Source organism: Catenovulum agarivorans DS-2 (assembly GCF_000568405.1).
Lineage (GTDB): Bacteria > Pseudomonadota > Gammaproteobacteria > Enterobacterales > Alteromonadaceae > Catenovulum > Catenovulum agarivorans_A.
In genome coordinates this window covers 1-14,592 of the sequence record NZ_ARZY01000057.1, presented here as the reverse complement: position 1 = coordinate 14,592, position 14,592 = coordinate 1, and the positions used below count along the sequence as shown (strand labels likewise).

Genomic DNA, 14,592 nt, shown 5'->3' with positions numbered 1-14,592 from the left:
CTAGGCTGACACAGATTTTCGAACGCCCTCTCCAGTCATCCCTCCAATCAATGCAGTAGCTGGAGCCATTGGCCCACCTACTGCTGCGCCAATTCCCGCGCCAGCGGTAAAGCCGGCCGAAAAACCACCTAAACCAGCGATGGCTGCTCCTTTTGCATCACCACCAGTGATTAATTCTAGTTCTTGCTTAGTTAGTTCTCTCATATGAGCCTCATTTAACTAAAATAATAATAATAGGCGAAACCAGCAGCCGCACCTACAGCCATTCCTGCTACTCCACCAACTGCTCCCCAGCGCGCTCCATTTGCTGCTGCCATTAGTGCCCCGCCTGTACCCAATGCTGAACCTGTACCATATCCAACAATTGCACCCTCGGCGGTGGCCGCTAAACCATTCCCTCCCGTTATTTGGTATAACTCTTCAACTTGTAACTCACGCATCGATTAGCTCCTTCTTTAATTAAAATATGTATGCCATTATCGGCAGTGTTATAGCTTTTAACTAGCAAGTAACAGGCAAATACTAATACTAATAATCTTTCTAGGAACTGTTCTAAAGTACAGTTTTGCATATTGAGGAGCTAATGATGACTTTCTGTACCTTGGTACAGTGTAAATGTTTGATAACATTCCCTAAACTTACGAAAGTTACTGGCCATAAAATGTATTGTAAGCATGAAAAGCACTAATATATCTATAGAACAATATGTAGGTTATTTTTTTAAAGTTAGACGCTTGAGAAATAAATCTACGTTGTGGGAAAGCAGAACATTTATTGCAAACCAAGGTAATGACGAGGAGCTTGCATACGTTATTGATGACAAAGCAGAGGCTCTTGGATGGTTGGAGTTTACTGATAAGTACACAACCATGCTAGCAGAACCATACGGTGGTAAAGGTGTCGGTGAAAATGGAGGGGGCGTACGTTGTGGTAATACTAAAAATTACCAAATAAAGGGTATAGGTGTGAACCCGCTAGTTGGTACACATGATAATTATGGCCATAGAAACGGTATGTACGCCTTGGATGAAGCTGTTTTAGAAGCCATTAACAGCGAAATCTACAATCATATTCTACCCGAGGGTATTGTTAACTATTTGGCAATCATAGATATAGGACAAGTTCAGGTAGATAAATCGCAAAAGCCCTTGTCGGTCGCTCTGGGCGTAAGAGATATTGCGTGCCGACCTGCACATTTTTTACGGGCAGGTAGGTTTGAACCTAAATTCAAGGAACGTGTATTAAACGACACTGCACGGCTTAGGTTGCAATACAGGATGCTATCTGAGCGGTTTGCCAATGAAAATGAGTTCGTCCAATACATTGGACGCTTTTTACTCTCTTGTGCAAAACAGTTCGCGTTTGCGAAAATACACAGAATAGCGCATGGGGCTGTTTCACCGTCAAACATGTCTTTTGAAGGGAAATGGTTAGACATGGCTAGTGCCTGTTTTTTGCCAGCATCTTACAATTATTGTACTGGATCAGCGGTTGAATATAACCTCGAAGGTATACAACCATTGGATATGGTTTCGGAGTTAATCTATAACTACAATAGGTTTAGGCGAAAACAGTTAAATGATGCTCCCTTGCACTCTTATTATGCGAATCAGTATAACGCTTGTTTGTTGCATTATTTACCATCATTTTACGGATTAAATGTAACTCAACTTGATAACCCACAAATAAATCAAATTAAAACCAGACTCTTAAATAAATTTATCCAATTATGCAATACAAATACAGATATTCAAATCGCGCCACCGCACTGTAAAGATTTTCAGAATGATGTTGCTATAGACTACTTGGTTTCAATATATTCTTGTTCAACTGATGAACAAGATGAGTTTAAGCTAATAAAATATGCACATAAACAGAAAGGTGAATCGGACAATGTTAGTTATGGCGATTTCTGGATGCTGTCGGCAATAAAATCGTTTAAGAAAGCTATTTACATGCGCATGTTTAATAGTCGGTATTTAAAAGAATCTGTAGATGATTTAGTTGAACATTCTAAGTACCAAATATGTTCAGCAATTAATTCGTTTGCGAATCTATCCAAGTGGATTTTTGAAGGCGACCAAAATTCAAATGAAACTATTATCTTTAATAACTCAAGTGAAATGTTGTGGTTTGATGCACGAGATTCTGCATTTTTGTGGAAAAGAGGAGACGATATTCAGAGCTATACGGATATTAACCTATTGCACCAACAAGTGAGGAGTGCGCCAACAAGCTTTTTATTGGATGGGGGCATTGATATGTTCTCATTGGTATGTGATTTATTATCTTTATTGAAAAGCGTACAAAAGGTAAATCCAACAGGCATGGAGATTTAGATGAAAGGTAATGAACCAAATATATATTTTGCGTCATTGTGTGAAGTTCGAATGGGCTTACAAACTGTTACTACACCTGAAAATCTGCGATGGCTTAACTTCTCTGCAAGAAAGAAATTTTTCCAATTTTTTTATTCTCCTAGGGGGGATAAAATGAGTTTACCAATAGGGTATGTTGTTTGGGCTGAAGTTTGCCGTGAGAATGTCGAAAGGTTATTACATACAGGAATTTTGCCGTATTACCCGTTTGAATGGAATGAAGGAAAAATTTGTTTGGTATTAGATGTTGCCTTTGTTGATGGGCTAACATCATGGAATAGAAGGGCATTAAAACAGTTTCTTGCATCAAAAGCTTGTTTTGCTTTTAAAAAAGGTAGCAAGACCAGAGTATATAAACGAAAATTTGGTCAATTTCGAAAACTTACCATGGATACTAACTACAAGTTTAAAAGTGGTTCGTAAATTAAACTTTTTCTTAACCAAGCCTTAACCCTTCAAATATTAAAGTATCCTTTTTAGGTAAAGGAAATAAAATGCAAAATAAAAGGTTTAAAGGTAGGTTTTTGATAGTTGGTTTATTCGCTATGATCAGTGCTTGGGGATGCTCTAGTTCACTTCAGCCTGCTGATCATTTGCGTGGGCAGCTAGTTGTATCTGGTGATTTAGACAAAAGTCCTGCAGATGTTCGCCAATACAAAAGCATTTGGTTAGACAACGGTTTGCAGGTTGTGTTAGTTTCGGACCCTAACGCTGCCAACTCGGTCGCTTCTTTAAGTGTAGGAGCTGGTTCAGCGCAAGACCCGATAGAACTTCCTGGTCTTGCTCATTTCCTTGAACACTTGATCTGGACAGCTTCTGAGCAATATCCAATACCTAACCTGCTAAAAAGTTTGGTTGAACAAAATGCTGGTTATACCAATGCTTTTACTCAAATTAATAATACACAGTATTTTTTTGCGATTGATAACGCTAATTTTTCTGAAGCTTTAAAAATGCTTAGTGCAGCAATATCAAAGCCTTTATTATTTGCAGAATTGACAGATAAAGAAATTACCGCAGTTGATAACGAATGGCACAGAGCAAAACAAAATGATAATTTCATATCGCATCGTGTGCTAGCGAACATCTTTAACTCAAACCATTCATTAAGTCGTTTTACAATGGGCAATCGGCAAACTTTAACCGCCCATTCAAATAAACAATTAAAGCAAGCACTGCTGAGATTCCATCAACAATATTATTCTGCGAATTTGATGAAGCTGGTTATTGCTGGTAACCAACCAATAAGTGAACTTGTCAAACTAGCTAAGCAGACTTTTTCATCTGTTCCTAATCGTAACAGTCAAATTGTCCACGACAAAAATGCTTGGTATTCAGAAGAACACTTAGGCAGAGAAGTTTTTGTAAAACGAAAGGCACAAGGACACGAATTATCACTAAACTTTTTCTTACCCAAATCTGATAATTGGCAAAAACGCAGCTTCCAGTACATCGCCCAATTGTTAAACTCATCTGAAAAAGGTGCTTTAAAACAGCAATTAGAAAGTAAAGGGTGGATCAGTAATTACGCCTCCTACGCTATTCCAGATGCGTTTAGTCATACGGGCTTAGTTTCATTGAATGTGACGCTTACTGAAGCTGGGACTATTCAAACAGAACAAATCATAGCTGCTTTTTTTGCCTTTACTAAATTGATATTAGAGCAGGGGATAAATGAGTCGTATTATGCAGCGATGCAAAAGCCAATGCACAGGAGTTGGCTAGAATATAAACAACCAGATCTTGTTTGGTTGGTTAATCAAATCGCTAGTTTGTTACATACAATGCCCACGAAAGATGTATTGGCTGAAGGGTATTTGGCTCTTGATTTTGATCCAATAGAGATTACGAATATTTTATCAGGTTTAACCCCTGAAAATATGTTGCTATGGCATTTATCAAACCATGAAGAAGTTGAACATGATTTAGATTACGCCATTGGTGGCTATCGAGTTCAAAAATTAACCTCTGAACGTATGGATAGTTGGAAAAAAACAAATTTGGTTTTAAATTTACCTGCAATTGAGACGCAGAAAGTTGAGAGTCAAAATGTTGAAGTCGTTGATAGTTTGGCTAAACCTACAGAATTAACTTTGACGGAAACTGCTGCTGTGTCTGCATGGCTGATTCATAGTCAGAAATTTCCAGGTGATACATCTGGAGTATTGCGCTTGCGTTTACAAACCCCTGATGTTTTAGCTACACCAAAAAATTTAGTAATGGCTCATTTAATAAATAACTTCCTTAAAAATGAGAACCAAGCCATCAAAGAGCGAGCATTTAAGCTTGATGGCATATCAATTGATGATAGATCCAACAACCATGGAATGACTGAATTAGCGTTGTTTGGCAATACACAGAAACAAACCAAATATGCGTTGCAGCTTATAGATAATTTTACAACTCTGACTTTTGAGCAATCTGCGATAGAGCGCGAAGTCGAACCATATGTAAATTCTTTGCGTAATGAAACATACAACCAGACGCCAGCCCAATTGCACTCTTATTTAGCGCAAAACTTGAGTATGCCACCAGTTCATTTCACTAATAAACAAAGAATAGATGCATTATTATCGATAACTGTCGCCGACTTGGAGGCGTTCCACAAAAAAATGTTGTCCAATAACTTTGTAGAAATTATGGCAGGTGGGTTTTATAGCAAAGTTCAAATTCAAAAATTTGCGCAAAATATACGTGGTAAGCTAGGCCCTAGTTCCATGAAGCAACCTTGGGTTTATGAAATAAATTACCTGCCTAGGTCGAATAGTATTCTAGCTGAATCAGATCTGGAAAATAACGGTTTATTAGACATCTATGTATACCCTATTTATTCCGAAAAAGTTGAAATTCAATTGACTCTGCTTAATTATTTACTTGCTCCTTCAGCATTTAATTCGTTACGGACTCAACAACAACTTGGATATGTTGTCGACAGTCAGGTTGTTAAGGTGTTTGATTTACCATCAATCGGGATTTTAATAGAAAGTAACGAGGTTGAGCTTATTAAATTAAAGAGTGCTACAAATCAATTTTTACAAGCATTTTCAAAGCCCCTAACTAACGTCTCTGCAGCAGAGTTTGAGCAACTTAAGGTGGCGTTGCTAGCCCATTATAACAAACAACCTGCGAACCTTATTGAAGAAATGAACGTATATATGTATGACTGGTATCAAGGGAAGTTAGGTTACAATAGCTTTGCTAGCCATCAACAGCATAAGCAGTTAATAATGGATACAACTCTAGAAGACATTCGTTTCTTATATCGGGAGTTGTTTTTGTCTGATGAGGCCATCAACTTGACAGTACAGCTCAAAGGAACAAAATTTGTTGGTAGTGAATACTACCAACAATTGAATTAACAATTCAGCAAACTAATATCTTTTATAGTTTTAGCAACTTTGAGCTAATTAATATTATTTGCGACTATCCTTTAATTGTTGAATAAATGTTCAAGGAATTAATTGATGGTCGTAAACAATAATAAAATTTGGCCAGTTTGCACCGCTGGCGCTCTGATTGCTGGATTCGTATTGCTGTTTGCATTTGCTACTGATATTGGTGGGGTGTTTATTACACTCTCCTTTATATTTGCTGCACTGGCACTAAAACAAACTCAAAATTTTAGCAACTTAGCTTTTACCTTACTTATATTCGCTGCTGTTAGCGCTTCTCTTTTTTATCCACAAGTCTTTAGTCATATTGGCGAATTTAATTTAAAACAACTTATTGTCCCATTGTTAATGTTGATTATGTTTGGCATGGGTTGCTCGTTATCAGCAAAAGACTTTGCTGCTGTAATTAAAACACCCAAAGCGGTTGGGGTAGGGCTTTTATGCCAGTTTAGCTTAATGCCAATTATAGGTTTTGTATTGGCTAGCATGACTGACTTACCGCCTGAAATTGCCGCAGGTATTATATTGGTTGGTTGTTCACCCAGCGGATTAGCTTCAAATGTAATGGCGTTTATCTCAGGTGCCAATTTGGCCTTGTCACTAACCTTAACGGCTGTGGCAACTTTATTAGCGCCTTTGGTTACACCCGTGTTAATGGGAATGCTTGCCGACCAATATATAGAAATTAATGTCGTTGGTATGTTTTTCAGTATTTTAAAAATTGTTATTTTGCCAATTGTGCTTGGGGTGGTAGTGAATAGTCTGTTTAGTAACAATTTAAAGCTGATTAACAAAGTGATGCCGCTGCTATCAATGGCAGGTATCGCACTGATTATTGCAATTATAACCGCTGCTGGGCGTGATGCGTTGCTAAGTATAGGGTTAATCTTAGTTGTAGTGGTAGTTACTCATAATGTATTAGGTTACATCTTGGGTTATAAACTGGCCAAATCATTTGGCTTAGATGAAGCTTCTGCCCGAACGATTTCGTTTGAAGTCGGTATGCAAAACTCTGGGCTTGCGTCAGGTATCGCGGTGGAAATGGGTAAGGTGGCGAGCATGGGACTGGCTCCAGCTGTATTTGGGCCGTTTATGAACATATCTGGTTCAGCACTTGCGGCATGGTGGCGAAAACGCAAACCACAAGCGAATAACTTTGAAGGCGAGTCTTAAGACTCGCCAGCAAACTCTTTATTTAATGCTTTTAAGTATCGACTGATTGCAGCTTCTATCCTGAGCTTATCCACCTTGTTTTGTGCGCTATCACTTTGCTTTTTAAATTGAGCTTTGAGCTTCAAATAATAAGCGGGGCCAGATGCAAGCTGCTTATAATCAGCAGTTAATACTTCAACTTTATCAAATTCAGCTTCACTATGCGTCGCCACTGTATCTTGTTCAACCATATAATTTTTAATAATGGTACCCGCGGTTAGTTTAATACTACGCTGTTCACTAATTTGTTTTAGTAGTGCGCTGGTTGCCTCTTTGCGACAGGTTAGTTTATTGTTTGCTCCGCATGGGTATTCAATGCTATCGATTACAGCATCATTAGATAATTGGCTTTTATTGGTTAAATATTCAACTAGTTTTTGTTTGTGTTTTTGGCTATCTGAACTGTGCTTTTTTGCTGCTTGAGTAATTTTTTCACTGAGGTTGTGATACTTAGTTTCTATCTCTTTACACTGAGCACTGCGTTTTTGCATTGCCTCGCGCTTTTCGCGCAACGACATCACTTCCATTTCAGCAAATTGACGCTCTGCTACCGGGGCTGCGCTGTTCATAATTTGTTGCTGCTGTTCTAGTTGACGTTGCAAATATTGATTTCTATCTTTGATGCTTGCCAGCTTTGCTTGGCAAGCTTGGTAGCTTGTTTCTAATTTTTGTTGCTGCTCTTGTGTCACCAGCTTAGCGATATGGCTCTGTTTTAAATTATCTAACAAAGTTTGGTAGGTATTGTCAGCAAAGGCATTAGGAGCGATTAACGCTAGGCTACTAACGACTATGACGGCTAATTTATTTGGTGTATTCATTTTAAATTCCTTAAACGATTATTCTGCTACCAATGCTTGTTCAATCAATAGATATTCGAGTTGATCGATAATAGTTTGCTTGTGCTGTGGCAAAGACATATGCGCTTGTATCAACTGATTTGCTTTGTATGTGTCTTGACTTGATACGGTTATTAACTGTGGATCGTTTTGCCATTGCCAAATTATTTTTTGTTTGCTGTGGCTGACTGCAATTTCAATTAAATTTTGGTAGCCATTGTTTTGTTCTAGCATGGAAGCTTGCGCCTGCAATTGCAAATCGGCATGTGCAGGTTGTGATGTTATTTGGATATTATGCTCGGTTAATAAAGTGATCAGCTGACGTTTTAACGCAAAAGGCTCGGCCGTGATATAAATGCTAGTGCCTGTCACTTTTTTTAGCAAAATATTAAGTTGTTGTTCGAGCTTTTGACTATCTAAACTAACCAGCACATGCAGGTTAAATTGCTGAGCTTGTTTAGATTCAGCGAGCGTTTGCCAATCTGTCATTAAATTTTGAATGTCTGCTAATTGAATTTTATCTATATGTTTTGCCAATAAAGCGAATTTACTCGCACCTTGCTGGGCGATCAGCTTAATATTGTCTGCTACCGCATTTTGTAACGCTTGTTGTAATGCTGCGTCTTTGGCTGATTGCAGGTCGTTTATTTGAGCTAAATCTACGCTGGCAACGCTATACTGCCAAACGGCACTTGGACTGTTTTGCCAGTTAACATTTAACTTGCTATGTTCGGTTGCGGTATTTGCTGTTAATTGTAAGTTGGCTTGAATGCATGTTTCATTCCCTTGCCAATATGGTTCTGCAAACTCTAAATTAAGTTGGTTATTATTCAGAGCGGTTGCTGCTTGGGTAAAATTAATCGCAGCAGCCGAGTTTATTTGAGTGATTTGTTGATCGGTCGCTGTAAGTATTTTTGCTAAATCGCCGCGGGCATTTTGTCTGAGGTAGTTGTAGTAATCTTTCGATAAAGAATCTTTTAAACTATCGACAACTCGGCTACCTCGTCCATATTCACATGCACTTTTACTCAGCTCAATACCTTGTTGGTTTAGTGTCATCTGCAACTGCTCACTGGCGCTTACAGCTGACGTTAACAAGCTGGCAATAATAACAATTGGCCATCGGGCGATTTTATTCATTGTTATAACCTGTTATCCACATAGTCTTTTGGCGCACCGACAGAAACCACATAAATTTTTTGATTGGCATTGGGTCTAAAAATACCATCTTGGCTTTGTTTAAGAATTTGTTGTGCGAGCTTAGAATTTTTCCATTTTACAATTCGACCATTTGCCGATGTTTTTGATGGATTCACTTCGGCAACTCCAATAGGGTCAACAAATCCGGCTTCGTAGGCGAACACAATCATGGTTTCTTTGGGTAAAATGCCAGCGTTTTGCCCACGGTCTATTGATATCTGGTTACCTTTTATCCCCATTACTTGCCCTGTTGCTGGTAGTTCAGACAACAATCGAGTAACTAAAATACTCAAACCGCGGCTTGCCATATCAGCTACAACCGCTTGTACATTTTGTTGGTCTTGATAGTTAAAGCCGGTGTAGTAGCGCCCAGATACTTCAGTGAACACCAGTTCATCATGATCACGCACTTCATTTGATTCAACACGTATCTTGCCTATATTAGGGCTCGGGAGTTTTTCTTGGGTAAATGGGTCAAGCACAGATGCTGTCATTTCTAATAGATACTGTGCAACACCATTATATTCACCATAAAAACGATCGGCTGTTTTTAGAGTATCGACTTTAAGAATGTAGTCTGGGTTTATTGCACGTTTTGTTGATAATCTTTTTGCGGTTGCTGCAGCATTATTGGCAAGTTGTTTTTCGATTTCTTGCTGAATGGTCTGGTCGTCTTGGGTAATAATTCGAAAACGGTTTATACCAGCAACCATGTTTTCTAACATCAGTTCTATTTGTTGATTACTGATTGCGGCTAACGCTTGTTGCTCTTCATTTGTTGCTTGCACTGTATTCTTATCAAAATAGACACGAATGGTTGGCTTTTTTAATGGGCAGCGGTTGTCTTCATTCTCACGCTCAAAGGTGCAATATTTTAATCCTTGTGTATCAAAATACGCTGGTACTTGAATATCGGCATCATCAAAACCAAATGCCGACTTGGCTACCTGCATTTGACTTGGCGCTTTGCTTACGACTTGTTGGTTAGTTTGTTTACTCGGGTATTCTATTTTGGCTTTAGGGGTTGAGCCACAAGCTGAAACTAATATGGAAATTGATACAGCCAATATAAGGTTGAACCTTGTCATAATTACCTCTGAATTCGTGCTCGTAGATTTTGTTTTTGTTGGATTTGTTTGGTGATATCTATCAGTGCTTTGTCATCAGCTATTAGACTGTTGGCATGCTGCGCAAGTGTGAGTCGGTCCATTAAAATACTGCTGGCTTTTTCGACTTTGTAATAGTTTGCTAGCAGTAACAAACCTTCCATTTTTAAAAACTGACTCGGATCGTCCATTACAACTGTGCCTAACTCAAGTATTTGCAAACTGATAATGGCGGTTAATTCCGCATTTTTGTTAAATATTTTTTTGTTGGCTTTTTCGTACGCGGCTATTTTGGGACCTATTTTTTCTGAAGGTTTAGCCGCGCTTTTGTCGAACTCAGCTATCGCTGTAGCCAAGGCTTGTTCGTCTTTACCTTGATTGGCATACAAAAAAGATTGTACGTCTCTGTGATTTAATGCCAGTGTATTGTAGTTTTCGATCAGGTCGTATTGTTGCTTGGCATAAACTAACGCGGTTTGTTGTACTTTATTAAACGTTTGCGAAATATCGAGTATGCCAAAACCCAGTGTATCCATGTCCTGTTTTATTCTGTTTTGTTTATCAGCTCGTGGTAAGTTGGCGAATTCTTCAGGGGTGATTATTTTATAGTCTTGGTCGATTAATTCGCGAGTTTGTGCATTGTCCAATAGTTGTACACCCGTTATCGTATCAACAATTGATAAACGTTTGACGCTTTGGTTAGGAGCGGATGATTGCGCTACGGGTTTTTTCTGGTTATTTGCTTGTGCAACCATATTAGAGGTTACTTGCGCAACACTTTCTTGAAACCGCTGAACATCGGTGGACTTACAGGCTGCAATTAAGCTAGCAAGTAAAATAACGAGTGTTGTTTTCGACATATCCATTCCTGCCTATAACCAAATTTGTTGGGTTAATGACTGCTTTAGTTGTTGCTGTCGGCGGCTTAGGTCGTTTTCAACAGCTTGTATATTTAGGTTTGTCAGTGGTTGCAGATGGTTGTTTGTATCAACCAAAAGGTTAATTGCCAGTGTTAGACGCTCTGCGGTAACTTGGTTAAATTGGCCTAAAGTCATTTCACCAGTAACATAAATAACCAGCGGAGTTTGGCCAACAAATCCTATACCATTTTGATATAAGTTTTGCGTATCGAATAGATAGTTGAGTGAACTAGGTGCAACAAAGCGCAAGTTAAAATTGGCAGCAGCTGCTATCGCATTGTGCAATAACTGCTGGTAGTCCTGATACAAAGTGTTTGGGTATGAGAACGCATTTAACAATGCAATGTCTTTGTATAATTTTTGTTGAAGTCGTTTTAACTCGAATTGGCTGACAGCAAGTCGAGCCAAATTATCTTGTTCTTTCGCCTGCATTTGTGTTTGTGCGAGTTCACTAAGCTTTTGCGCCGATTGTTTATGTAAACTGTCGAAAAATGGCTGTTTGGCTACCGCAATCGTTACTTGTGTTTGTTCTGCAATGGCTTGGCTTTTTACTACTTGGTAGTTATTAAAAGTAAATGGACGAGCAACTTGGCTGCTTTGTTGGAAAAAAACACTGGTGTCTTGAACAGCTAATTCAGTTCGACTTTGTTGTAACAAGGTGTGCACTTGTGTGCTTACATTTGAGCTCAAGCGTAAACTCAAATTAGCCAGTGCATCTGTTATAGCTTGTTGCTCGTTAGCACCAACTCCATTCGCGTATAAATTGTAGCCGTCGTCAGTTGGCGCGTTAAGCTCAAACTGAGCCGTGTTGGCACAAGCAGACAATATTAACAAGCAGCTTGTAATAACTAACTTAATTAACCGCATCCGAGCGACTCCATGTTGATAAATTTGTACTGCTGGGTGAATACTAATTAGAGCATAATTTTAGCGCACTGATAATTAAATTTACCAATAAAAGTGTTAATTACCCCACAGCTTTGCTTGTGCCTGACAGTAGTAACAAAATTTAACTTTACTAACAGCTGATTATTTTACATGCTTATGCTGTTTTTTCGCTTCTACATGAAGTTAGGTTGTAGGCCTTCATGTACAGCAAATACTTTTATTATTTATTGGAAAGGAATTGATATGAATATCAAACGCATAATTTTGGCTACGGGTTTAATGAGTGTTTTAGCTGCATGTGGTTCTACACAACAAGGTACAACGTCTTCTGTTGGCTCGAACATTCCTGATTGGGTATTAAATCCGATTGTTGAAAATGGCATTGCGGCAACTGATTGTGTTAAGTTTTCTGGCAATCTGTCGGTAGATTCTAAAATGGCTGCTGCTAATAGTCGCGTTGCTTTGGCGCAACAAATTCAAACTAAAATCGAAGCTTTGGATAAAACTTATAGCAGCCGCACAGATGCGAATGAAGAGACAAGTGTAGGGACGACGTTTAGCTCGGTATCAAAACAAATTACCAATCAAACTTTGTCTGGAGCACGTGTAATCAAAACCGATATTGTCAACATTGCGGGTAAAGATCATGTGTGTTCTTTAATGGAGTTAAACCCTTCGGCAACTGATAATTTATTTGCTACATTAGTTGAAAAAGCAGGTAAGAAAATTAACCCTCAAGATGAGAAGTTTTTGTATCAAGAATTTAAAGCATACAAAGCTGAGCAAGATTTAGCGGCGGAAATTGAGCGTTTAACTAACTAAGCGAAACTATGGTCAAAAGCTGCATTCTGAACATTGCTGCTGGTATTATGCATATCAGCAGCTTCGAAGCATGATTTTCGAAAATCGCCGTGAATATATCCCTATAGGCTCTGCCCTGTCATCCCTGACAGGGAAGTTTTCGAAAATCAGCATTGCGAATCTACTTCCTTAAGCCATATCTATTGCTATCAATGCGCGTTGGATTGAAGTTCAATCATCCACTAAAGCTTCGAAAATATGGTTTGGAGATGTTAGTTCTCTTTTGCATATGTTTGCCGTTTTTCTGTTTGGTTGATATAACCAGTATTAAATAGACACCAATACAAGACCCCAAACAGACAAATTTAGCGTCCTTCGTCTTCACATCGTCATTTAGCTTGGTTATCCTAAGCGCCATTAAAAATACTAGATTAATAATTAAAAGGACGTGAGCATGTCTCAACCAATTACCAGTGTTATTTTAGCCGCGGGCAAAGGCACTCGCATGAAATCATCCTTGCCAAAAGTACTCCACAAAGTGGGTGCGAAAGCTATGGTTGAACATGTTATAGATGCGAGCCGTTCAATTAATAGCGAAAAGGTTATTTTGATTTACGGCCATGGTGGCGAACAACTGCAGCAACAAATAACCGAATCATCACTTATTTGGGTTGAGCAAGCAGAGCAATTGGGTACTGGCCACGCGGTGCAGCAAGTTGTGCCACATGTTGCCGATGACGAGCAAGTATTGATTTTATACGGTGATGTGCCACTTATTTCTATTGAAACTTTAAATGCATTAATGGCTGCAGCGCCAGCTAAAGGCATTGGTTTATTAACAGTTAATTTGCCGAATCCAACCGGATATGGCCGCATTATTCGCGATGGCGAAAACAATGTAGTGGCGATTGTCGAGCAAAAAGATGCATCTGACGAGCAAAAACAAATTAACGAAGTTAATACTGGTATATTAACGGCACCAGCTGGTCTATTAAAAACTTGGTTGTCTGAGCTAAGTAATGATAACGCCCAAGGTGAATATTATTTAACTGACGTAATTGCCATGTGTGCAGAGCAAGGTTATCCAATTGCGACAGCGCAACCTGCTGAAAGTTATGAAGTTGAAGGTGTGAATAACCGTTTACAACAAGCAGCTTTAGAGCGTATTTATCAACAGAAACAAGTTGAAGCTTTAATGGTTGAAGGGGTTACTTTCCGTGATCCGGCACGTGTTGATGTACGTGGCAGTGTATCTGTTGGTCAAGATGTAGCTGTGGATATCAATGTTATTTTTGAAGGAGAAGTGACTTTGGGCCATGGTGTGCAAATTGAAGCAAATTGTATTTTGCGCAACTGTTCAATTGGTGATGGCACTTTGATTAAAGCGAATAGCATTGTTGAGGATGCAAAAGTGGCCAACGACTGTTTTATCGGCCCATTTGCGCGTATTCGCCCTGGTTCAGAGTTTGCTGAAGGTGTGCATATTGGTAACTTTGTCGAAACTAAAAACACTAAGATCGCTAAAGGCTCTAAAGCTAATCATTTAACTTATTTAGGTGACTCTGATATTGGCTCTGGTGTAAACATAGGCGCGGGTACTATCACCTGTAATTACGATGGTGCGAATAAATTCCGCACTACAATTGAAGACAGTGTATTTGTAGGCTCTAACTCTTCATTAGTTGCACCTGTAACACTTGCAAAAGGCACAACCATAGGCGCTGGTTCAACAGTGACTAAAAGCTCTCAAGCGGATGAGCTCGTCATTGCGCGCGCAAAACAGCGCCATATTAGTGGCTGGGAACGACCGGTTAAAAACAAAAAATAGTTAGGGCCTGTTGATCTTTCGTGGACAAATT

At 39.0% G+C, this 14,592-nt stretch carries 13 protein-coding genes; 6 read left to right on the top strand and 7 right to left on the bottom strand.

Going from position 1 to position 14,592, the window contains the following annotated elements; genetic code table 11:
* Both DS2_RS18430 and DS2_RS18425 read right to left on the bottom strand, forming a co-directional pair.
* A complete protein-coding gene (locus DS2_RS18430) occupies positions 1–204 on the bottom strand; it encodes a hypothetical protein (RefSeq protein WP_035016502.1) in 204 nt (67 codons plus the stop codon).
* Between the two features lie 11 nt (positions 205–215).
* Positions 216–440, bottom strand: coding sequence for a hypothetical protein (locus DS2_RS18425; RefSeq protein WP_035016501.1), 225 nt, complete (start codon positions 438–440; stop codon positions 216–218).
* 234 nt (positions 441–674) lie between these two features.
* Here DS2_RS18425 and DS2_RS20105 point away from each other — a divergent pair, with 234 nt between their 5' ends.
* The 4 genes from DS2_RS20105 to DS2_RS18405 all read left to right on the top strand — a co-directional run bounded on the left by DS2_RS20105 (position 675) and on the right by DS2_RS18405 (position 6,943).
* Entirely contained in the window at positions 675–2,339 is a 1,665-nt protein-coding gene (locus DS2_RS20105) for a hypothetical protein (protein ID WP_051480008.1), read from the top strand.
* Positions 2,340–2,801, top strand: coding sequence for a hypothetical protein (locus DS2_RS18415; protein WP_035016500.1), 462 nt, complete (start codon positions 2,340–2,342; stop codon positions 2,799–2,801).
* Between the two features lie 71 nt (positions 2,802–2,872).
* Positions 2,873–5,737, top strand: coding sequence for an insulinase family protein (locus DS2_RS18410; RefSeq protein ID WP_035016499.1), 2,865 nt, complete (start codon positions 2,873–2,875; stop codon positions 5,735–5,737).
* 105 nt (positions 5,738–5,842) lie between these two features.
* Positions 5,843–6,943 (top strand): bile acid:sodium symporter family protein, encoded by a 1,101-nt coding sequence (locus DS2_RS18405; RefSeq protein ID WP_035016498.1) that lies wholly within the window; start codon positions 5,843–5,845, stop codon positions 6,941–6,943.
* On the opposite strand, the gene DS2_RS18400 is transcribed toward DS2_RS18405, so the two are convergent.
* The 5 genes from DS2_RS18400 to DS2_RS18380 are packed head-to-tail and all read right to left on the bottom strand — an operon-like array spanning position 6,940 to position 11,911.
* Entirely contained in the window at positions 6,940–7,800 is an 861-nt protein-coding gene (locus DS2_RS18400; RefSeq protein ID WP_035016497.1) for a hypothetical protein, read from the bottom strand. The two genes, DS2_RS18405 and DS2_RS18400, sit on opposite strands and share 4 nt — an antisense overlap.
* An 18-nt stretch (positions 7,801–7,818) precedes the next feature.
* The gene (locus DS2_RS18395; protein ID WP_035016495.1) at positions 7,819–8,958 is read right to left on the bottom strand and encodes a hypothetical protein; all 1,140 of its coding nucleotides are present in this window, start codon (positions 8,956–8,958) and stop codon (positions 7,819–7,821) included.
* A gap of 2 nt (positions 8,959–8,960) precedes the next feature.
* On the bottom strand, positions 8,961–10,106 hold the full coding sequence (locus tag DS2_RS18390; protein ID WP_035016494.1) for a hypothetical protein: 1,146 nt from the start codon (positions 10,104–10,106) through the stop codon (positions 8,961–8,963).
* Positions 10,107–10,108: 2 nt separating this feature from the next.
* Positions 10,109–10,984: a hypothetical protein gene (locus DS2_RS18385; RefSeq protein ID WP_035016493.1), complete on the bottom strand. Its 876-nt coding sequence runs from the start codon at positions 10,982–10,984 to the stop codon at positions 10,109–10,111.
* Between the two features lie 12 nt (positions 10,985–10,996).
* Positions 10,997–11,911 (bottom strand): hypothetical protein, encoded by a 915-nt coding sequence (locus DS2_RS18380; RefSeq protein WP_035016491.1) that lies wholly within the window; start codon positions 11,909–11,911, stop codon positions 10,997–10,999.
* 264 nt (positions 11,912–12,175) lie between these two features.
* Here DS2_RS18380 and DS2_RS18375 point away from each other — a divergent pair, with 264 nt between their 5' ends.
* Together DS2_RS18375 and glmU are read left to right on the top strand one after the other, a co-directional pair.
* A complete protein-coding gene (locus DS2_RS18375) occupies positions 12,176–12,754 on the top strand; it encodes an LPP20 family lipoprotein (RefSeq protein WP_035016490.1) in 579 nt (192 codons plus the stop codon).
* 433 nt (positions 12,755–13,187) lie between these two features.
* Positions 13,188–14,561, top strand: a complete 1,374-nt coding sequence (gene glmU / locus DS2_RS18365) for a bifunctional UDP-N-acetylglucosamine diphosphorylase/glucosamine-1-phosphate N-acetyltransferase GlmU (RefSeq protein ID WP_035016488.1) — start codon at positions 13,188–13,190, stop codon at positions 14,559–14,561.
* Positions 14,562–14,592 lie beyond the last annotated feature (31 nt).